Origin of the sequence: Streptomyces sp. NBC_00019 (assembly GCF_045041015.1) — a bacterium.
Classification (GTDB): Bacteria; Actinomycetota; Actinomycetes; order Streptomycetales; family Streptomycetaceae; genus Streptomyces.
Window position 1 is genome coordinate 1,771,587 of record NZ_CP108302.1, and the last position, 20,718, is coordinate 1,792,304.

The 20,718-nt window shown below is 68.8% G+C and carries 16 protein-coding genes; 11 read left to right on the forward strand and 5 right to left on the reverse strand.

The annotated features are described in order from the left end of the window. Position 1: 1 nt before the first annotated feature. Entirely contained in the window at positions 2-892 is an 891-nt protein-coding gene (locus OHU89_RS08605; RefSeq protein ID WP_405641397.1) for a LysR family transcriptional regulator, read from the reverse strand. 109 nt (positions 893-1,001) lie between these two features. Between OHU89_RS08605 and OHU89_RS08610 the strand changes: the two genes are divergently transcribed. Continuing rightward, on the forward strand, positions 1,002-1,982 hold the full coding sequence (locus OHU89_RS08610) for an FAD-dependent oxidoreductase (RefSeq protein WP_405641398.1): 981 nt from the start codon (positions 1,002-1,004) through the stop codon (positions 1,980-1,982). A 286-nt stretch (positions 1,983-2,268) separates the two neighbouring features. Here OHU89_RS08610 and OHU89_RS08615 read toward each other — a convergent pair whose 3' ends face one another. Then, positions 2,269-2,586, reverse strand: coding sequence for a transposase (locus tag OHU89_RS08615; RefSeq protein ID WP_405641400.1), 318 nt, complete (start codon positions 2,584-2,586; stop codon positions 2,269-2,271). Positions 2,587-2,801: 215 nt separating this feature from the next. Between OHU89_RS08615 and OHU89_RS08620 the strand changes: the two genes are divergently transcribed. Beyond that, a complete protein-coding gene (locus OHU89_RS08620) occupies positions 2,802-4,025 on the forward strand; it encodes a hypothetical protein (RefSeq protein WP_405641402.1) in 1,224 nt (407 codons plus the stop codon). Continuing rightward, positions 4,022-4,537 (forward strand): hypothetical protein, encoded by a 516-nt coding sequence (locus tag OHU89_RS08625; protein WP_405641404.1) that lies wholly within the window; start codon positions 4,022-4,024, stop codon positions 4,535-4,537. Before OHU89_RS08620 ends, OHU89_RS08625 begins: the two co-directional genes overlap by 4 nt. Positions 4,538-4,581: 44 nt before the next feature. On the opposite strand, the gene OHU89_RS08630 is transcribed toward OHU89_RS08625, so the two are convergent. After that, positions 4,582-6,534 carry a regulator gene (locus tag OHU89_RS08630; protein ID WP_405641406.1) on the reverse strand — a complete coding sequence of 651 codons (1,953 nt, stop codon included), beginning with the start codon at positions 6,532-6,534 and terminating at the stop codon, positions 4,582-4,584. Positions 6,535-7,237: 703 nt separating this feature from the next. On the opposite strand from OHU89_RS08630, the gene OHU89_RS08635 reads away from it, so the two are divergent. The 5 genes from OHU89_RS08635 to OHU89_RS08655 all read left to right on the forward strand — a co-directional run bounded on the left by OHU89_RS08635 (position 7,238) and on the right by OHU89_RS08655 (position 17,348). Next, positions 7,238-10,159 (forward strand): ATP-binding protein, encoded by a 2,922-nt coding sequence (locus OHU89_RS08635; protein ID WP_405641408.1) that lies wholly within the window; start codon positions 7,238-7,240, stop codon positions 10,157-10,159. A 774-nt stretch (positions 10,160-10,933) separates the two neighbouring features. Further along, positions 10,934-11,143 (forward strand): hypothetical protein, encoded by a 210-nt coding sequence (locus OHU89_RS08640; RefSeq protein ID WP_405641409.1) that lies wholly within the window; start codon positions 10,934-10,936, stop codon positions 11,141-11,143. Positions 11,144-11,439: 296 nt separating this feature from the next. Further along, complete coding sequence (locus OHU89_RS08645; protein WP_405641411.1) at positions 11,440-13,116, forward strand: hypothetical protein; 1,677 nt, start codon at positions 11,440-11,442, stop codon at positions 13,114-13,116. Positions 13,117-13,128: 12 nt separating this feature from the next. After that, positions 13,129-16,134, forward strand: a complete 3,006-nt coding sequence (locus OHU89_RS08650; RefSeq protein ID WP_405641413.1) for a DEAD/DEAH box helicase — start codon at positions 13,129-13,131, stop codon at positions 16,132-16,134. Further along, positions 16,131-17,348: a hypothetical protein gene (locus OHU89_RS08655; protein WP_405641415.1), complete on the forward strand. Its 1,218-nt coding sequence runs from the start codon at positions 16,131-16,133 to the stop codon at positions 17,346-17,348. The genes OHU89_RS08650 and OHU89_RS08655 overlap by 4 nt, the downstream gene beginning before the upstream one ends. A 292-nt stretch (positions 17,349-17,640) precedes the next feature. On the opposite strand, the gene OHU89_RS08660 is transcribed toward OHU89_RS08655, so the two are convergent. Both OHU89_RS08660 and OHU89_RS08665 read right to left on the reverse strand, forming a co-directional pair. Further along, positions 17,641-17,883 carry a hypothetical protein gene (locus OHU89_RS08660; protein ID WP_405641417.1) on the reverse strand — a complete coding sequence of 81 codons (243 nt, stop codon included), beginning with the start codon at positions 17,881-17,883 and terminating at the stop codon, positions 17,641-17,643. A 427-nt stretch (positions 17,884-18,310) separates the two neighbouring features. Continuing rightward, the gene (locus tag OHU89_RS08665) at positions 18,311-18,733 is read right to left on the reverse strand and encodes a YjbQ family protein (protein WP_405641419.1); all 423 of its coding nucleotides are present in this window, start codon (positions 18,731-18,733) and stop codon (positions 18,311-18,313) included. A gap of 122 nt (positions 18,734-18,855) precedes the next feature. Between OHU89_RS08665 and OHU89_RS08670 the strand changes: the two genes are divergently transcribed. From OHU89_RS08670 to OHU89_RS08680, 3 genes are all read left to right on the forward strand, one after another. Continuing rightward, positions 18,856-18,939, forward strand: coding sequence for a putative leader peptide (locus OHU89_RS08670; RefSeq protein ID WP_349817350.1), 84 nt, complete (start codon positions 18,856-18,858; stop codon positions 18,937-18,939). Between the two features lie 156 nt (positions 18,940-19,095). After that, positions 19,096-19,971 carry an ABC transporter permease gene (locus OHU89_RS08675; protein ID WP_405641421.1) on the forward strand — a complete coding sequence of 292 codons (876 nt, stop codon included), beginning with the start codon at positions 19,096-19,098 and terminating at the stop codon, positions 19,969-19,971. Further along, positions 19,944-20,708 carry an ABC transporter ATP-binding protein gene (locus OHU89_RS08680; protein ID WP_405641423.1) on the forward strand — a complete coding sequence of 255 codons (765 nt, stop codon included), beginning with the start codon at positions 19,944-19,946 and terminating at the stop codon, positions 20,706-20,708. The genes OHU89_RS08675 and OHU89_RS08680 overlap by 28 nt, the downstream gene beginning before the upstream one ends. The last annotated feature ends 10 nt before the right edge of the window (positions 20,709-20,718 follow it).

A 20,718-nucleotide genomic window follows, 5' to 3' on the forward strand; every position in this document is an offset into this window, starting at 1 on the left:
GTCAGTCGGCCGTCGGGCCGGGCAAGGTGTCGATGAGACCGAGGAGTCCTCGCAGTGCCGGCGCGGTGCTCGCCGGCCGGTGGGCCAGGGCGAGGTCCACGGTGGGCATGGGCGCGGTCACATGCTTGAGCCGCACCCCGGGTATGCGCAGCGCGCGAGCACGCCCCTCGGGCACCGGGGCGATGCCGGTGCCCGCGGCGACGCTGAGGAGGAGTTGCTCGTCGTCGGGTTCTTCCCGCACGATGCGCGCGCCGTCGGGCCACAGCTGCCGGGTGATCAGGTCGTGCATTCCGGGGGCGTTCTCGCGCGGCCAGAGAATCACGGGTTCGGCGGCGATGCGTGCGCGGGTGACCCTGCGTTCACGGGCGAGGCGATGACCGGCGGGGACGGCCACGAGGAGTTCCTCGCGGGCGATGTGCCGGCACTCCAGGCCCTCGCCGTCCAGCGGAGGCCGTACGAAGGCGGCATCCAGCCTGCCGGCCAGCAGCTCGGTGATGTTGTGCGCGGTCCACCCGGTCCGTACGACGAGATCCACGTCCGGATGGAGGGTACGGAACGCGGCGAGGAGGGCGTCGACGGGGCCGCCGCGGGCGGACCTGGTCAGGGCCAGGCGCAGCTGCCCCTGCCGTCCGCCGACCGCCGCACGGATCCGTTCCTGCGACGCGGCCGCATGGGCCAACAGTTCGCCGGCCTCGCGGGCCACGACCTCACCGACGACGGTCAACCGGCAGCTCCGGCCGCCGCGTTCGAGCAGTTGGGCGCCGATCTCCCTTTCCAGCGCCCTGATCTGCTGGCTCAGAGCGGGCTGGGCGATGTGCAGCCGGTGCGCGGCCCGCGTGAAGTTCAACTCCTCCGCCAGCACGAGGAAGTACCGCAGCCGCCGCAGGTCCATCCGCCAACTATAAGCGCGGCTTATGGCATTGAACATGACTGGTCTTGGACAGGTCGTCAACTCCCCGCCGACAGTGAGAATCACACGGTTCCGCGATCAAGGGGGAGACATGGGCGACAGGTTCGACGCGGTCGTCGTCGGCGCCGGGGCCATCGGGCTCACCACCGCACTGCGCCTGCAGCAGGCCGGTGCCCGAGTCGCCGTGGTCACGGCCGAGCCGTCGGACGCGACGACGTCCTCCGTGGCCGCGGCCGTCTGGTACCCGACCCGCACCCGGTTCGAGCCTCGTGTCATGGACTGGGCCACCCGCACCTTCGACGAGTTCGCCCGCCAGGCGGCGAACGGGGTACCCGGCGTGGTCATGCGCCCCACCCGGATGCTGCTGCGCGGCGAAGCCCCCGACGTCCCCTGGTGGGCCTCGGCCCTTGCCGACCTGCGCGCCCTGCGCAGCGGCGAGGTACAGGCCCCGTTCAGCGGCGGCTGGGCGTTCACCGTTCCGACCGTGGAGATGTCCCGCTACCTGCCCTGGCTCCAGCAGACCTTCTCCGCGGCGGGCGGCACGCTGATCCATCGCCGCATCGACGCCCTGGAACAGGCGGGCGTATGGGCTCCCGTGGTGGTGAACGCCTCCGGCCTGGGCGCCCGCGCCCTGTGCGGCGACACCGAAGTGCGGCCGGTGCGAGGACAGTTGGTCCTCGTCGCCAACCCCGGGCTGCACACGTCCGTCCGCGACGAGGACAACGTCGACGGTTGCACCTACGTCCACCCCCGCAGCACCGACATCGTCCTCGGCGGCACCTTCGAGATCGGCGAGTGGGACACCACCCCGTCACCGGCCACCGCCTCCGCGATCCTGCGCCGCTGCACCGAACTGCTCCCGGAACTGGCAGGTGCCCCGGTCCTCGGCCACCAGGTGGGCCTGCGGCCCCATCGAGACGGGGGCGTCCGCCTGGAGACCGACCCCCGTCCGCACGGCCGGGTGCGGCGGGTGGTGCACAACTACGGCCACGGAGGCGCCGGAGTCACCCTGTCCTGGGGCTGCGCGGACGCCGCAACAGCCCTTGTCGCAGGGGCCGTTCGGTCGGCGTGAGCCCCTGTCTCCCTTCGCTTCCTCCACTTCCTCCACAGGGAGTGGGTGTGCGCGGATGGACTCCGTCGAACCCGCAGAGATCGACGCCCCCGCCGCGGCGGCCGGTGGGACGCGACCGCAACCGCGATCCGGCGGACCGTCGGTGAAACCCCCCCGCCAGGGTGCGGCGCCGCACCCTGCTGCTCGCCGCGCTCGGCGTGCCCGCCGTCGCCGTCCCGCTCGCGGTGATCGAGTCGAGAGCCCAGGAGGCCGCGCCCCGCAAGGTCGTGTTCACCGTCCCCGACGGCTACGCCACCTGCGTGGCCTTCAGCCCGAGCGGAAAGACGCTGGCCGCCGGCCTGTCCGCGCTCCAGGGCACAGGCAGCACGCTGCGGTTGTCGTCCCGCTTGAGCTGGGCGTTCTCCCGCCGCAGCCGTTCCGCCTCGTCACCCCCGCCAGCCAGCGCCGCGCCGGTCTGCCGAGCCCGGGACACCCAGTTGGCCGGCGTGGTCTCGTAGATCCCCAGGTCCTTCGCGACCTCGGCGATCGACGTCCCGGTCTCCGTCACGATCCGTACCGCCCCCTCACGGAACTCCGGCTCGAACTTCCGCCGCCTCTCCGCCATGGCTTCCAACTTCCCCTGCAGTCAAGGTCTTCACGCTACGAGGGGAGGGACCAGTCGCGAACTGTCCAGAGTTGGGTGAACCCGAGGACTCCTCCATCCTCGGCAGTGCCCCGCAAGGTTTCCGCAAGGCCGACGCAAGGCTTCCGTCTGCAGCCGCGGGCAGGACTCACGGTACGAGGGCCTGTCCGGGCCCCAACGGACAACGGGGGAACGCCATGTCGGCGTTGAGCACGAGCACAGATCCATTGGTCGCCGAACGCGAGTGGCTGACCATGGTCGAACGCAAAACCGTACTGGCCGTCGTCCACACCCTGGCCTACGGAAAGCGACTGCTCGACATTCTGTCGCTGCTGGAGGCCGACTTCAGGGTCCAGGTGGTGTTCACAGCTCCGCCGCACGTTTTCGGCGATGAAGTCCCGTTCTTCCTCCAGAGTTTGGGGGGAGCGGTACTGCCGTGGGACGAAGCGATTCGAATGAAGTTCGACCTCGCACTGGCTGCTGGTCCACGGGGCGTGGAGAAGATCTCCGCTCCTTTGCTGACGCTGCCGCATGGAGCCGGTTACCTCAAACGACTGAGCACGGGGTCGCATCCGGGTGTGGCCGGCCTGCGCAGGCAGGACCTCGCGCCGGGCGGCAGGCTGCCCGCTGCCGTGGCCGTGCCCCATCACGCAGAACTTTCCGTTCTCAAGCAGCACTGCCCGGAGGCACTGCCCCTCGCACACGTGGTCGGTGATCCCGCACACGACCGGATCGTGGCGAGCCGACCGCTGCGTAGTGTGTACCGCCGGGCGCTAGGTCTTGCGGGCGAGGAGAAATTAGTCGTCGTCGCCTCGACGTGGGGCGCGCGTTCGTCCTTCGGGCGATTAGAGTCGTTGCTTCCCCGGCTTATGGCCGAACTGCCTGCCGGACGATTCCGCTCGGTCATCCTCGTGCATCCCAACGTGTGGTCGGGGCACGGCTCATGGCAGGTGCGCTCCTGGCTGGCGCGCTGTGCCCACTCGGGCATCACAGTCCTTGCACCCGAGGCGGACTGGCGGGCCGTCCTCATCGCCGCAGACCACATAATCGGGGACCACGGATCCGTCACGCTGTACGGCACGCTCACCAAGGCGCCCATTCTGCTGGCCAGTTCACCGGAGCAGGAGATCAACGTCTTGTCTCCCGCCGCCGCGCTCGCCATGGCCGCGCCCGCCCTCTCGCCCGCACACCCGCTGGTCTCCCAACTCGACTACGCCACCGCCGAATATCGGCCCGCGGAGTACGCGGCCATCGCGGAGCGCATCACCTCCGAACCAGGGCGGTTCAACCGGAACATGCGTCGACTCATGTACCGGTTGCTGGGGCTGGGTCAACCCGCTCACGAACCAGTGACCGTCCCTCTGCCGAATCCGCCTGCCCTGGACAGCTGGGCGCAAGGCCGACGGCAAGTTCCAGCATGAGGCGCCTCGTCACCGTCGTGCTTCGGCAATCCGAAGCGGCCTCGGCACTCCACTCGAAGGGTCTCCTGCAACGGACGGGCTCCGGCAGCGCCCTGGTCCTTCGAGGCACCTCGGCCGAACGCGCCTACGAGTTCACGGCACAGGTCGGCTTCGCGGACAACACCAGATCAGCCGACGCCGACGAGCACTTCGCGGCCGACGCCGACACTTGCCACGAACACTGCTGGCTGAGCTGCTCGGACGTGCTCTACGCAAGCCGCGTGCGGCCGTCGGCTCACGCGGTGCGCTGGCTGACGGACGTCGCAGCCGCGTATCCAGGGTGTCGGCTCGCAGCGGCACCCTTGACCGAAGGCGGCTGGGCGATATTCGACGGCACGAACCGGAGGGCGGTTTTCCTGGCTCCTTGGGTACCCGCGGACCAGCCATTGCTGGCGTCCTGCCTGCACGCCTGGCTGGTGGCGAGGCATCAGGTGCGGACCCTTCACGACATCCACGTGCTGCGGCGGGAGTGAGCCCTGGCTCCGCCCCTTTCACACGAGTCCTGGCGCACCGGCTGTCAGCGGAGTCGGCGCGCGTCCGCCGGGCTGGTCACCTCGTACAGGGCGAGAGACTGTGCCCGAAAATCCCCGGCCGCCACGTCGTCGCCGCGCTCCCGAGCGCTGTCGCCGAGCATCTCCAGGGTGCGCGCCTGCCAGTGTGCGGCACCTGAAGAGGTGAACGTCTCAAGAGCCTCCCGCATCTGTGACACGCCCTGAGTGTGGTCTCCGCCGCGCGCGTGGGTCCGGCCCAGGAAGGCGAGAGCCCTGGCCGCGTCGTGCGGGTCGGACACGGCCAGGAGACCGTCCCGGGCGAGGGTGAAACAGGTGACGGCCCGGCCGAGGTCCTGCTCGGCCAGTGCCACCTCGCCGAGCAGGATCCTCGCAAGAGCCACCCCACGCGGATATCCGCACTCCGCCCATGTCTCCACTGCCCGATCGAGATCGGGCACGGCGTCGGCAAGTCGCCCCTCCTGGATGTAGCAACCGCCCAGGCCCAGCAGTGCCTGCCCTTCATCGCGCCGGTCACCTGCCTCGCGAGCAGCCCGAAGGGATGCCGCGTACCACTCGACGGCCTCCGCGGTACGGTGCGCCGCACTCAGGCCGATGGCTCCGGAGTTGAGCATCTGCCGTTCGGCTTCGCGGTGTCCGTCGTTCCGGGCGGCGTCCAGCCCGATCCGGTGCGCCTCGATCCACAGGTCGTAGTGGCGCAGACGGAGGAACAACGGCCACATCGCGTCGACGAGTTGCCAGGCCGTGGCGTGCCAGCCGCGCTCGGCGGCCATGCGCAGTACGGCCATCAGGTGGAGGCGCCGGGCGTCCAACCAGCCGAGGGCCGCGATGTCGTCGGTGAAGGGCAGGGTCAGCTGGGGCGGGTGCGCATAGGTGCGGGGCAGGGTGAACTGGATGGGGGTGATCCGCTGTTGTGCCTCGGTGGCGGTGTTCAGGTACCAGTCGGCGACTCGGCGCTGGATCCGCTCGCAGGCCGACGCGGTCTCCGTCGTCGAGGCACAGTCATGGGCGTGGACTCGTACCAGATCGTGGAAGCGGTACGTGTCCGGGCCGATGTCCTCCAGCACGTTGGCCTCGACGAGTTCGTCCAGCTGTCGTTCCGCCCAGGCCGGCGACTGCGCGCAGGCCGCGGCCGCGGTGCGTGCGTCGAAGGCGGGCATCGGCAAGAGGCCGAGTGCCCGATAGAGCTGGGCGGACTGCGGACTGAGCACCGCGTACGACGCGTCCAGGGCGTTCTGCACTGTCCCTTCTCCCTCCACCTCCAGCAGTGTCAGGCGACCCTCGTCCGGGGTGAGCGCCTCGGCCAGCGCGGTGACCGGCTGGCCAGGGCGGGCGGCGAGCCGTGCGGAGGCGAGACACACCGCGAGTGGCAGACCCGCGCAGAGAGAGACGACCTCACGTACCGCGGAGAGTTCACCGGCTACACGGTTCTCGCCGACGCCGCGGATGAACAACTCCACTCCAGCCGTGACACCAAGCGAGCGCAGACGGTGGAACTCGGCGCCGTCCATACCCAGCCCGGTCAGCCTGTGGCGACTCGTCACGACGACGAGCCCACCGGGCCCGCCCGGTAACAACGGCCGGATCTGTGCCGCGGTGAACGCGTTGTCCAGCATGACCGCGATCCGCAGGTCCGCCGTCACGGAACGCCACAGAGAGGCCTGCTCCGCCAGGTCGCCCGGCACCGCAGGGGTACCGAACGCTCTCAGAAACTGACCGAGGATCTCTCCCGGGCCTGCCGGGCCGTTCGCGACGTGTCCGCGCAGGTCGGCATAGAGCTGTCCGTCGGGAAAGGCCGACGAGTGGGTGCGCAGCCAGCGGGAGGCGAACGTCGTCTTGCCGATCCCCGCGGGCCCATTGATCACGATCAGCGGCTGTGGGTCACCGCCGTCTGCACGCGTCCTGAACAGCTCATCGAGAGCGGCCTGTTCCTCCACACGGTCGGTGAAGTGAGCTGGCACCGGCAGCAGTTGACGGGGCCTGGGTGGTCGCGGAGGTAGCGGAACCTGGAAGTGAACGCCGCCATGGACGTCGCGCGCCTGGATGGTCGGGCCGTACAAGTGGGCCGCCCCGCCTATGACGTTGCCGACGCTGCCCCGGTCATCATCTCGCGCCGCAGACATGCGTCCGCCTTTCCCCTCCCGGCCGTTGTCCCTCTGTAGCGATCAGAGGTGTCCTACCCCTGCCCTCGGCCTGAAGATGCAGGAAGCAAGCAAGCACGGCCCGGAGAGAAACGATTCAGCCAGCACGAAGGCACATCTGGCAACGCCCTACCCTTCCTGTCATGCTCATTCCTCCGTCACCAAGTCCTTTGCCCCGCCAGCGTGTTCGTCGAATGGCCCAGGCCCGCGGGAGGCACGGATGGAATTCCAGTTATTGGGCCCAGTGGGCCTCCGGCTGAACGGTCGGCGCGCGGAACTCGGTTCGGACCGAGAGCGAGTTGTCCTGGCCTCGCTGGCACTCGAGGTGGGCCGTCCGGTCGCGCTCGACGCACTCATGTACCGGCTGTGGGACGGCGACCCGCCGCCGCGTGCTCGCGAGAGCGTGCACACCTACGTGTCGAGGATCCGTCGGCAGTTGCGTCCCGCTGCCCCCTCATCCCGAGGCGCACCCGGCATCACCAATCGCGCCCACACATACACGCTTGAGACCACCCCCGAATCCGTGGACTGGCACCGGTTCCAGCAGCTCGTGGCAGAGGGCGGCGGCCTGGTGTCCGAGGGGGACGACGAGCGGACGGCCGCCTTCCTCGACCGAGCCGAACAGCTGTGGCAGGGCGACGCGTTGGCCGGTCTGCCCGGGCTGTGGGCCGAAACCGTGCGCAGAACGCTGACAGAACGACGGCTCAGGGCCACCGTCTCCCGGTTCGCCGCCGCTCTGCGGCTGGGCCGGTTCGCGGAACTCACCGCCGAGTTGGCCGCCCTCGTCGAACTGCACCCAGGCGACGAGACGCTGGGCGGCCAGTTGATGCTGGCGTACTACGGCACCGACCGCTACACCGAAGCCCTCCGCGTCCACCAGGAGATCCGTCAGTTCCTGATGACACAGTTCGGCTCCCGTCCCGGCGTCGAACTGAACCGTATCCACAGCGGGATCCTCGATCGCCTGCCGGCCGTCGACATCGTCCGGGGCGGGGGATCACCAGTCCGCACTGCTTCGACATCACGCCCGACAACAGACCGAACGTCGCGCACAGCCCCACACCCACCTCGGAACCTTCCCCACCAGCCCCCGCTCGTGGGCCGCCGGACGGAACTCCAGGCCTTGGGCGCAGTAGCCGAAACAGCGACGCCGGACGGTTGCGTGATCAGCCTGGAGTCCCTCAGCACACTCAGCGGCATGGCCGGGGTCGGCAAAACCGCCGTAGCCGTGCACGGGGCACACCGGCTCGCCGAGAAATACCCCGATGCGCAGCTGTACCTGGACCTTCGCGGCCACTCCCCCGTCGAGGACCCACTGGACCCCGGCACCGCCCTGGCCACGCTTCTCCGGCTGCTCGGAGCTCCCGCGGAGACCATTCCCCTCGAACTCGAGAACCGCACAGCCCTGTGGCGGACCATGCTGGCCGACCGCCGGGCCGTCATCGTCCTCGACGACGCAGTGAGCGTCCATCAGATCCGGCCTCTACTGCCAGGCAGCTCCGCTTCCTTGGCCATCATCACCAGTCGGCGCCACCTCACCGGCCTCCCACACGCCAGGCACATTCCGCTCGATGTGTTACCCGACGACGACGCCGTCGCCCTGTTCCGCGCATTCGCAGGATCGGAACGCACGAACGACGTCGAGGAGATCACCCGAATCATCCGGCAATGCGGTTGTCTGCCCCTCGCGATCGAACTGGTGGCGAGCCGTTTCCGCGCCCACCCGTCCTGGACACTCACCACGTTGGCCGACCGTCTTGCCCGTCCCGAGGGCCGGCTCGATGAGATCCGGGATGCGGATCATCACGAGGTGAAGCATGTCTTCGACCTCATGTACCAGACGCTTGCCGCCGAAGACCGCACGGCGTTCCGTCGCCTCAGTCTGCACCCCGGCCAGGACTTCACGACGGAGGTGGCCGCCGCCTCACTGGACCTGCCGCCGGCAGCTGTGGAACGCACCCTGGAGTCGCTGTTGGCCGCGCATCTCATTCGCGAGCCGACACCGGACCGGTATCAGTACCACGACCTGCTGCGCGAGTACGGACGCTCCAGAGCCGTCCTCGACGACACCACTCAGGAGCGGTCCGACGTCCTGCACCGCCTGATCGATTTCTACGCAGCAGCAGCCGACGGCGCCGACCGTCTCGCCTACCCCCGTCGTACGCGGTCAGCCCCGCCGCATGACCTCCCCCGGCACAGGATGCCGCACTGGCCCGACGCCGATACCGCGCGCTCGTGGTTCGTCGCCGAACGAACCAACCTCCTGGCCGTGGAGGCGTACGCCCGAGGCCACGACCAACCGGGAACCGCCGCACGACTCGCCTACGCCATGGCCGGCTTCCTCAATGCGGAGTGCCATTGGCACGACGCGCACGCCGTCCTCCGCCCCGCCGTGGAGCACTGGTCCCACACCGACGACTCGGCCGCCCTGTGCCGCGCCCTGTCGCATCTGAGCACCCTGCACGCACATGCCGGCCGCTACCCGGAGGCCGCGGAAACCGGGGAGCGCGCCCTGGAAATCGCCCGCGCGACCGCAGACGTGGAGGCTGAGGGGGAGGCCCTGCGAACGCTCGGCACCCTCCACTGGCACCTGGGCGAACACCGCGCCGCTCTCGTCCTCTTCCAGAAATCGTTCGGCCTCACAGCCTTTTCCGGCGATCCGTGGGACAGAGCCCGCGGCTACAACAACATCGCGGTGACACTCCTGTTCCTGGGAGAGCACGACCGAGCGCGCGAACACTTCGAGAAAGCGCTTACAGGATTCACGGAGGCGGGCGACCACACATCTCTGGGGAAAGCCCTCAACAACCTCGGCGACTTGCACATGCGAGTCGGGGACCTGGAGTCTGCTCGCCGCTCTTTCGAGAAGTCACTCATCTATCTGGAGCGGTCCGGAAACCGATACGACCGAGCGACCGTGCACGGAAGTCTGGCCGACGCCCTCATCGAGTTGGGCGAGATGGACGCCGCCGCGGCACTCTACCAAGAAACGCTCGTCGAATTCCGGGCGCTTGGAGACCAAAAGAGCCAGGCGGACACACTCATCGGACTTGGCGAAGCACACCGCAGAGCGGGGGACATGGTAGAGGCAGTCCGACACCTCACGGACGCGCTCGACATCGCGCAACGCATCGGCGCGACCCACCAAGAAGCCCAGGCCCGACGGCGCCTGGGCCAGACCCACTTCACCGCAGGTCGCCTCAGCTCCGCGATCCGTCACCTGAGCGCCGCAACCACCCTTGCCGAGCGCATGCACGACGCGGACGAAACGGTGCAAGCGCAACGGGCTCTGGCCGAGGCGCAATTGGCGTCGGGCGACCCCGCTGCCGCACAGGCTTCACTTAAACAGGCGTTCGAAATTACGCGAACTCGCCACCGGGGAGAGGCCGAATCAATCCGCGCCCGCCTCGCGGACATCTGCGGCGAGTCCGAGGTAATACAATAGGCAACGATCGGTCGTCCAACACTCGAATCGGTGACTCAAGTTCAACGAATTCGAACTGATCGTCCGGGGCTGGTACGTTCACTCCTCGCAAGCCTCTTCGAACGAGGAAAGGGAACGTGCACGTGCACAAAATGCGCCTCCGAGCGGTCGGAGTGACGATCGTCGTCACCCTGGGTGCTCTCGCTCTCGCGGCACCGACCGCCGCAGCCGCCGAACCCGCTTCGACCACAGCGGTCAGCGCGAACAGATGCATCATCATCGCCACTCCCGCATAGCCAGGCACACACCGCCTACCGGTTCTCCCCACAGGTCACACCCCTGACCAAAGCCGAACTCCCTATCCGGGAACCCACACCGGGGTGGCGCCACAGGCCACCCCACCCACGGACCGCGCCACCCGCCGGCCCGACATTCCGGCCGACACCCTTCAACCCCGCCAGGAGGCCTTGAAGCCTCGACCGACGCACCTCACAGTGGGGGAGAGCGACCGGCACAGGATGAGACCTGGGCCCCTCACAGACAGAGGGCGGTGCGGATGTGGAGCCCATATCAGCGGCACTGTTGGCAGCCTTGGCCGGCGGGGCCGGTGGAGAGGCCGGCCGAGAAGCCTGGGCGCAACTGTCCTCCCTCATACGACGCCCGTTCCGACGGTCTACCGACTCGAGCGCCTCGACAGCCGGTTCAGGGGAGGCAGAGCTGATCCTGATGGAGGCATCCCCCACCGATGCTGGACGCGCGCAAGCCCTGAGTAACGCCCTGACGATGCGCGCCGGCATGGACAGGGACTTTGAGACAGGTCTGGAGCGATGGCACCACCTGGCCGTCTCGGTGAACGCTGACGGCAGCGAGGTCCGGAACCAAATCTCAGGTGGCACATTCTCCGCACCCGTGATCCAGGGCCGCGACTTCTCCGGGATCTGCTTCACCACCACACCGCCTCCGAACACGGCCGACCCCGGCTCGGGCTCCACCGAACTACGGTAGGGCAACCCTGTATACGTCATCTCGAACATCGACGCCTTCGACGACCGCATGACGAAGATCGGTGCGGCTCAGCGGCTCGAAAGCAACCCCAGTCCACGTCGCCCACCGTTTGTGACTGGCTGGCGTCACCCTGCGGATCTCGAGCACGCTCCCACCAGCACCGGTGAGCCCGTACTGCCATGCTCATGTGCGTTGAGAGTTGGCCTGCATTGCGTCCGGGCTAGAGTGATTCCTCCTGCCACTTCATGTGAGGGGTTCCGTTGGGGGGAGCGAGAAGGCGGCGGCCCACCGTGGTCGTGCTCACCGCCTTACAGGTGGAGTACGAGGCAGTACGTCGCCACCTGCAGGACGTCCGCGAGGCTGAACTGCCGCAGGGCACCCTCATCGACGTCGGCCGAATACCCGGCCTCAACTGGGACGTAGCACTGGCAGAGACGGGCCCTACCAACACCCGTGCCGCCCTCGTCACGCAGTCCACGATCGAGTACTTCGACGCCGAGGCCGTGCTCTTCGTCGGCGTCGCCGGCGCGCTCAAGGACGATGTCCGTCTCGGTGATGTCGTCGTCGCCAGGAAGGTCTACGGCTATCACGGCGGACGCGAAAGCGTGGACGGGTTCTCCGCCCGGCCTGACGCCTGGGAACCGGCGTACGACGTGGACCAGTTGGTGCGCTCCGCCCGACGCAACGAGCCATGGGCCTTCCTCGCCCCGGATACCCGGCCCGCCATACTGCCTCGGGTTCACTTCGAGCCGATCGCCTCGGGCGATGTGCTGATCGGCTTCCGTGCCTCCGAGACGGTCCGCCGGATCCGCCGGCACTACAACGACGCCGTGGCCATCGACATGGAGAGCCACGGCGTCACCCACGCGGCCAAGATGAACCGCGCGGTACGGACTCTCTGCATACGCGGCATCAGCGACTTCGCCGACCCGGACAAGACCACACGCGACGCCGCTGGCTCTCAAGAGACCGCGGCTCGGAACGCCGCCGCCTTCGCACTGCGGGTACTGCGTGACCTGCGCCCCGCTGGGTGGCCAGCCCGAGAGGTGCCTCCGGGGCCCGCCACCGTCGTGGTGTCCGGCCCCGACCGCTCCCCCGGCCCAGCGGCCTGGGACAGTCGGCCTGTCGTCAGGATCGAGGGACAGGAGTACCTGCTCTACGAAGGCCCTGGAGACCTCCTTCACGAGTCGCGGGACGGTGACGTGTTGCGACGTCAGGCGGTGGCGCGTGTGGTGTCCGACAGCGACAGCACTCGCGGCACGTACGCCTGGCTGCGCCAAGTCGAGTGGACACGGCCCCCGCCCGGCCCGGGCCGCTTCGACCCCCTGGCCGCGCTCGAACAGGAGTCCCGGCTGTGCCTGGGCCTCCGCGGCCCCGATGTCCTACAGCTGACCCGTAGCGGGAACACCGTCACTCTCGCCCTGGCCTGGCCGGGTGACCCGAAGCTCGGCCGCCCCGTGGAGACCCTCCACGAGCTGCTGCCCGAACCGGCGGTGCCGACGGACCCACTGCGCCTGTGGTCGATCGTGAAGGGGCTCGCCGACGTTGCCCAGATCCTTGAGCGGCTGAGCAGTGAACGGCTCTCGCACCGGGCACTCCGGCCGACCGCAGTCGTGATGCACCGGCCGCACATGGCACTGCGCGACTTCGGTCTCGCCACCGTGTCACCCCGCCCGGGCGAGAACCCCGGTCCGTATCAGGCACCGGAGCAGCGCTATGGCTCCGGCGCCCTCCCGGGGCCCGCCACCGACGTCTACCAGTTGGGCGCGATGCTGTACCGCGCGCTGACCGGCCGCATTCCCGAGCCCGGGCTGCCTCCCTACCGCGGCCCGGCCTCGGTACCGGACGGTCTCGTCCACGCAGTCGCCGGAGCACTGCGGGAGGACCCAGGCGCCCGCCCAGGTGTCCGTACGCTCCGCCTCGCTCTGCTCGCCGCCGCACGCGAGCTGGCGTCAGTCCCGCCCCAGCACTGAGGAGCGTCGTCGATGTCAGTCTCCACCATCGCCTTGCGCGCTCCACTGGTGCTCGTCCCAGGGCTCGGCCTTGACGAGCAGCTCCGCACAAAGGCTGAATCCAGCGCAGGACTGCCGCCGTACATCTCACAGATCGTCCACGATCTGAACCAGCTCGAAGGCGGCGCCGCCGTGAGCGTCAGCCCGGCGAACGGCAAGTACAAACCGTCCTTGCTGGTTCACACTCGTACGTATCGCCTACGCCTTGAGGCTACGAACCGGGGTACCGGCTACTTCGTCAAGCACGTCGATCCGCTGCGCCTCGCCGACCACGCGCGCCTCGCCCGGTCCTGTCTCCTGGTGCGCCCGCCCGCCTGGCGGATGGTGTTCGAACTGAAGGCCGTGCCCGAGGGGTCGGACGCCCAGTGGCAGGACCTCGAAAAGGCCTGGCAGAGTCTCATCCAGACGCAGCCGCAGCAGCGGGAAACCCCACTCGTCAGCGAAGCCCAGTCAGAGTTCCTCGACACGGTAGACCGGCTGATCGACGCGACCGAGGAGATCACCACCCGGGAAGAACGAGAGGCCGCCCCATTTCCGTATCAGCGCCTCTCGGCCACAGGTGGCAAGCGCAACAGCACTCCGCAGTCGACCTACGAATTCCACATCATCGGTCCGGAGTTGCCCCCGCTCGGCGCCTTTGTCCGCGTACAGGGAGACACCGAGACCCGTGGGAAGGTGAACCGGGCGGCGGGAAGTTCCGTCACCGTGCGGTTCGATCAGCCCGTGTCGTGGGAACGGCTGTCGGGGCGCGGTGCACTGGAACTCATCCCGAGCAACGTAATCTTCAACAAGCAGCGACAGGCCGTGGCGAGCCTCCGCACGCGGGGCACCAAGAACGCGGGCCTCCTCCCGGCAGTGGTCGAGCACCACGTGCGCGCGATCCCAGCCACCACCGCACAGCCGCACGAGGAACTCGACCCCGAACAACTCGACGCGTTTCAGAAGGCGTTGACCACCGAGGACCTGTTGGTGGTGCTCGGGCCGCCCGGCACCGGCAAGACCCGGACCATCACCGAGATCGCCCACACCGCCGCGACCACGGCCACGGCCGGTGGCGGCCGTGTCCTCGTCACCTCCCACACCAACCGCGCCGTGGACAACGTCCTGGCCCGGCTGCCGCGGGATCTCGTGGTGATCCGGGTCGGGGACGAGAGCAAGGTCCACGCCGACGTCAAACCGTTGCTCCTGGAGGAACAGTCGGAGAACCTCTCCGAGGGCATCCGACACGCCATGACCCAGCGCACACAGGCCTACCGAGAGGCAGCGGCCGTCGAGCCGTGGACCGCCGAACTCGCCACTCGCCTCCACCAGGTCGACGGCCTCGTCCAGGAAGCGAAGACCGCGGCCCTGCGTCTACAGGATGCGGTCCACACGGCCGCCGCACCGGCCCACGCACGATTGGCGGCGCTCCAACAGGAGGAGAAGGAAAGGGAGTCGGCTCTGCAGCCGCTGATCGAGCGCGCCTCATGGCTCCAGGAGAAAGCGCGGTACGCACGGCTGCGCTCCGACGCCCTCTTCACCGGTCGCCTGCACCGCTCGCGGGCTCGCCGCTGGGATGAAGAGCTCACCACGGTGGGGGCCGAGATTCAACGGCTCACGGGACTCGGCCCCGAACTGCGTCGGCAGGCAGAAGCAGCGCGCGCCGAGGCCGAGCGTGCGGTCCGCGAGGACGCTGCTGTCAGCGCGGCCCGGACTACACGTCAGCTGGCAGAACGCCGGATCGGCGAGAGCCTTCAGTCTGCCTATGAAGCCGCGGACGTCGCCGTCCAGGCACTGGGAACAGTCGTGCCAGGCGTGCCCACAGCTGCTCGGCTGCGGGATCCGGCCGATGCGATGGCCGCGCTGCACACCCTGCACCGGCAGTTGGAGGCGTGGCTGCCGCTCCTCTCGCAACGCGAGGAGCTCGCCCGGCAGTGGCAAGCCGCCATCGGCCAGGACCCGGGCCAGCTGGTTCCCGAACTCGTGCGCTACGCCCAGGTGGTCGGCGCCACCTGCATCGGCGCCGCGTCCCGCGCTGAACTGTCCGGCGTCGAGTTCGACTTGGGAATCGTCGACGAGGCCGGCCAGATCGGCGTCGCGGACACGTTGGTGCCGTTGACCCGGGTTCGCCGTGGTGTTCTGGTCGGTGACGACCGACAACTGCCTCCCTTCCGCGACCCCGAGGTGGACGAGTGGGCCCAAGACGTCGGCGACCCCGAACTGGTCCGGCTGATGTCTCAGAGCGCTCTGGAACGTCTGCGTGCCGGACTGCCCTCCTCCCACGTCGTGCAACTGACCCGCCAACGCCGGATGCCCGCCGAGATCGCCGACTTCATCTCGGCCGCGTTCTACCGGGGAGAACTGCTCACAGAGAAGGACCACCGGCACACCGACCCCTTGTTCGTGAGTCCGATGGCCTTCGTGGACACGGCCGCGCTGCCCGACCGCGTACGTCGCGAGTCGGGGAGCCGTCGTGCCGAGGGCCGCGGCCTCAAGGGCCCGTTCAACACCTGTGAAGCACGTCTCCTGGCCAGGCTCGCCGCCTTTTACCACAGCCGGGGTTCCGAGTGGGTGGTGATCGTCCCCTACCTCGCGCAGCGCCTGGAGGTCGTCCGCCACCTGACCCCGCTGATCGGTGATTCTCAGCTGGCTGACGCCTCGGTCGGCAGCGTCGACTCCTACCAGGGCGGGGAACGCGACGTCGTCCTGTACGGCTTCACGCGCAGCAACCCGGAAGGCCGGATCGGCTTTCTCAAGGAGCTGCGCCGCGCCAACGTCGCCTTCACTCGCGCCAAGAGCCAGCTGGTCCTCACCGGCGACCTGAGCACTCTGATCCGTGCGAACGATCCCGGCTTCCGCCTTCTCATCGACGCCCTGCACCGGCATCTGCTCGACTGTGGCGACCTGAGGGACTACCGGGATGTCATGGCGGCCCTTCACGAAGCCGAGCCGGACTCGGGCGGAACCGCCGACCTGTACGCGGAAGGAGGCCGCCCGTGACGACCGCTCCCCGCCTGATGAGGTTCCCCGAAGAACGAGTCCTGGAGGACGCCGCCTTCGGCCAGGGCATCGTGCCCACCCGGCTCTACGCCTTGCTGTTGCCCGTCTGGCAGGTGGAGATCCGCGCCGATGTCACCGAGGGCGAGGACTTCTTCCTCATCGACCGCTTCCTGGAGCGCGGGCTGCGCCATGGCGCCCTGCACACCGTGGACGAACTCGCCACGTTCTTCGCCCTGGACCGTGCCCTGGTCGCACAGGCCGTACGTTTCCTGACCGCGATCGGCCACCTGCGGGAGGAGTCCGGAGGCCGGTTGTCCCTGACGCCGCTGGGGCAGCGCTCCGTGGACGACGACATCCGCTACGTGGTCACCCGTCAGGACCGCCGCAAACTGTACTTCGAGGCTCTGAGCTGCACCCCGCTGACCCAAGCCCATTACGACGAGGAGGTCGTGACCCTTCTGCCCGCCGACGAACTGACCCGGGTGACACGGAGCGACCACTACCCGCGCTTCACCCCCATCACTGTGACATCCGGCTTCGATCGCTCAGCCCTGGACCGCCTCAAGGACCGAAAGGACCGGGCCCGGTTCAATCTGCCCGTTGCTCTCGACGCGCTTCAGAGCCTGGGGGAGACACTCGTCTTCCTGCCCGTCTACCTGGTGCGCGGACAGAGGGGACTCCTGGTCTACGGCCAAGCCGAGGCGGGGACCGCACACGACCCGGTGCTCAGCGAACTCTGCACCCGTGCTCCAGAGCTGATCAGCGCACTCGACAACGAAGAGACAGGCGAGCAGGCGGACGAGCGCGTCCTCCGGTCCGCCCGGAAGTGGCTGCGCGACCAGGGCCTTGACTCAGTCTCGCCGGAACGGGACAACGACGGCACCTGGTCGGTCTCGCTGCCCGCCGGCGCTTTCGGCGACGAGGGAATCCCGGTGTCCCGTATCGGCAGCTATCGCATGGCGGGCAGCCGCTTCTTCCGCGTGTGGTGCCCAGAGGAAACATCGCGCAAGCTCGCTCTCCTTGACCGCCTGGACCAACGCATGGGCTCACGTCGGCACATCACTCGACAGGAAGCAGAGGAACTCGTCGCTCGCCTGGCCCTCCAACTGCGTCTGGAGGTCCCCGAACTGTCCCGGCTCCGCGGCGGCGCTGAGAGAACGGGACTCATCGGCCTCGAAGCCCAATTGTCCCGGCTGACAAATGAACAAAGGTGATCGACGTCCGCCAACTCCTGCTTGCAGAGTACGAGCAGATCGCTAATGGCCAGACGCTGACTTGGGGCGGCCACTTCGTTCGGGTGCGACTCCGGCCCAGGGCCGCCGAGGACAGCCCGTGCAGGTAGAGCAGCGGCAGCACCTCGGTGACCTTGGGCGACTTGCGGCACCACGGCGGCACCCACGGCGGCAGGTCATCGAGGAGAAACGCATCCGCCCCCCGCTGGCCATATCCACCCGCTTGCCGCTCACACGCGCGGGGCTGTGACCTCGACCAGTCCGGCCGCGTTGATCACAGTGCGGGGACGCTGATGGCTGTTAGGCACGCCCTTCGCGTCCCGCCCCGACACCATTGCAGGTCCGGCACGACCAGCAGCGTGACCGCGAACTCCAACGGGTCGGCTGGACGTTCTGGCGCATCCCCGAAAGCGAGTTCCGGTTCGACCCCGACGATGCCCTGACCGGCCTGTGGGAGGAACTGAACCGGCTTGGCATCCGTCCAGCCACGTTCGGCGGCGCCGACGACCAGTCTCATGCAGTTTCCGCGTCCCCCGGAGTGCAGTGGACCCCTCTCGACCTCTCCTCCAACGAAGATCTGGCAGCGGACCCGGCGGAGACCGCCGATGGCCCGGACGCGACCGATCCGGTTGCTGCCCTCGCACTGACCGAAGACGACGAACTCGACGTCACCAGCACGGAAGGCGCCGATCCACCTGGTAGCCAACTTCAAGAAGATCTCATCGCCCCGCAAGATCCGGACCACGCTCGGGCCAAAGCCCGACCGTTTTCCCTACAAGCCGATACTTACCCAGGTCAGAAGCCTCTACAGCCCGGCCACCCAGGCCACCCCAGACGCCGGGCAGACCGTGCCCGGGGAGAATCCTCACCGCCACAACCGCCCATAGACACACCCCACTTGGAGTGGCCGGACATCCACACCTACAGTCGTCGCACCTCGAGCCTCACCCAAGGAACGACAACCGAACCACCCTGTCCGGATTATCCCGATTTGTATCCACCAGGCATACCGACTGCCACGTCCCCAACTCCAGCTGCCCGCCCACCACCGGCAGTGTCGCGTGTGGCGGTACGAACGCGGGGAGGACATGGTCGCGGCCGTGGCCGGGGCTGCCGTGGCGGTGCTGCCAGCGGTCGTCGGAGGGGAGGAGGGTGTGCAGGGCGGCGAGGAGGTCGTTGTCGCTGCCGGCGCCCGTCTCGATGATCGCGATGCCCGCGGTGGCATGGGGGACGAAGATGTTGAGGAGGCCGTCGCGACCGGCGGCCGCCTCCCGCAGGAACGCCTCGCAGTCGGCGGTCAGGTCGACGACCCGCTCCGTCGAACCGGAAGTGATGTTCAGAACCCGGGTGGTGAACGCATCTGACATACGCCCATCCTCGCCCATTCGCCCGGTGTCGCGAGCGACCAGCCGACCGACCGTTGATACGGCAGGTCCACTCCGCGAGACGCCATTGACCATGGCCACCCCATCTGGCTAGTTTCGGCGGCATGTTGCGTTCAGCTCTGCTCACCACGCGCGGTCACATCGACCTGCTGCGGGTGGCCTCCGCCGCGTGTCGCCGCGGCTGCTGACGCCCTTTTTCACACCCCCTCGCGCCTGCGGTCCGCTCTGCCCGCACGTCTGATCCGCGCGCACCCCCTCGCCCCGGTGCATGCCTGAGACGACGGCACACGGTCGCGGCCCCCCAACTCCCCCTCATCGGCCGCTCTCTCCTCCGTGGAGCACTCATGAGCATCAGCCATGCCCCGCCACACCCCCACGAACCCGATATTTCGGTCAAGTCCGAGTCGGGTGCCCCTCTCGACCTCGAACCCATCGTCCCCGCCTCCTCCCGGCGCACCCGCGTCCCCCGCTGGCTGCGCCGCACCACCGGCCCGGTCCTCCTGCTGGTGCTCTGGCAACTCCTCAGCGCCACAGGCGTGCTGGCCTCCGACGTCCTCGCCTCACCGGGCCGGATCGCGCAGGTCGCGAGCGATCTGATCTCCGACGGTTCGCTGGCCTCCGCCATGACCATCTCGCTCCATCGCGTCGCCGCCGGTCTGCTCCTCGGCACCCTCGTCGGCACCGGACTCGCCCTCGTCTCGGGCCTGTTCCGGTTCGGCGAGGACCTCGTGGACGCCCCTGTCCAGATGTTGCGGACCGTGCCGTTCGTCGGTCTCATCCCGCTGTTCATCATCTGGTTCGGCATCGGCGAGGCGCCCAAGGTCGCGATCATCACGCTCGGTGTGACCTTCCCGCTCTACCTCAATGGCTACGCCGGTATCCGCGGCGTCGACGCCCAGCTGATCGAGGCGGGCGAGTCCCTCGGCCTCTCGCGATGGGGGCTGGTGCGGCACGTCGTGCTGCCGGGGGCACTGCCCGGCGCCCTGACCGGTCTGCGCTACTCCCTCGGCATCGCCTGGCTGGCGCTCGTCTTCGCCGAGCAGGTCAACGCGGACTCCGGGATCGGATTCCTCATGGTCCAGGCACGGGACTTCCTGCGGACCGACGTGATCGTGGTCTGCCTGATCGTCTACGCCTTCCTCGGCCTGCTCACCGACTTCATCGTCCGCTCCCTCGAAAGGCTGCTGCTGCAATGGCGACCGACGTTCACCGGCCGGTGATCACCAAGGGGTCGGACACGCCCCCGGCTCCCCGCGCCCCGCACGCGGTCCGCGTCAAGGGGCTGACCCGCTCCTTCGACGGCCGTGCCGTCATCGACAACCTCGAACTCGACGTCCGGCCGGGCGAGTTCGTGGCCCTCCTCGGCCGCAGCGGCTGCGGCAAGTCCACCCTGCTGCGCATCCTCGCCGGCCTCGACCGGGACATCGAGGGCACCGTCCTCGTGCCGCGCCGCAAGGCCGTCGCCTTCCAGGCACCCCGGCTGATGCCATGGAAGAAGGTGTGGCGCAACGTCCTGCTCGGCCTGCCGGGCAAACCCGCACGGACCGTCGCCGACAAGGCCCTGGAAGAGGTCGGACTGAGCCACCGCTCGGACGCCTGGCCCAAGACCCTCTCCGGCGGTGAGGCCCAACGCGCCTCACTGGCCCGGGCGTTGGTGCGCGAGCCCGATCTCCTGCTGCTCGACGAGCCGTTCGGCGCGCTCACCCGTATCAAGGCCCAGCGTCTGGTGGGCGAGTTGTGGCAGCGCCGCGGCTGCGCCGTGCTGCTCGTCACGCACGACGTCGAGGAGGCCGTCCTGCTCGCCGACCGTGTCCTGGTGATGGACGACGGGGTCATCGCCCACGAGCAGCGCATCGACCTCGACCGCCCGCGCGACATCACCGACCCCCGGTTCGCCGAGCTGCGCGCCGGCCTCCTGGAACGCCTGGGCGTCGACACCGCCGCCGAAGCCGCCTGAAACCCCCCAC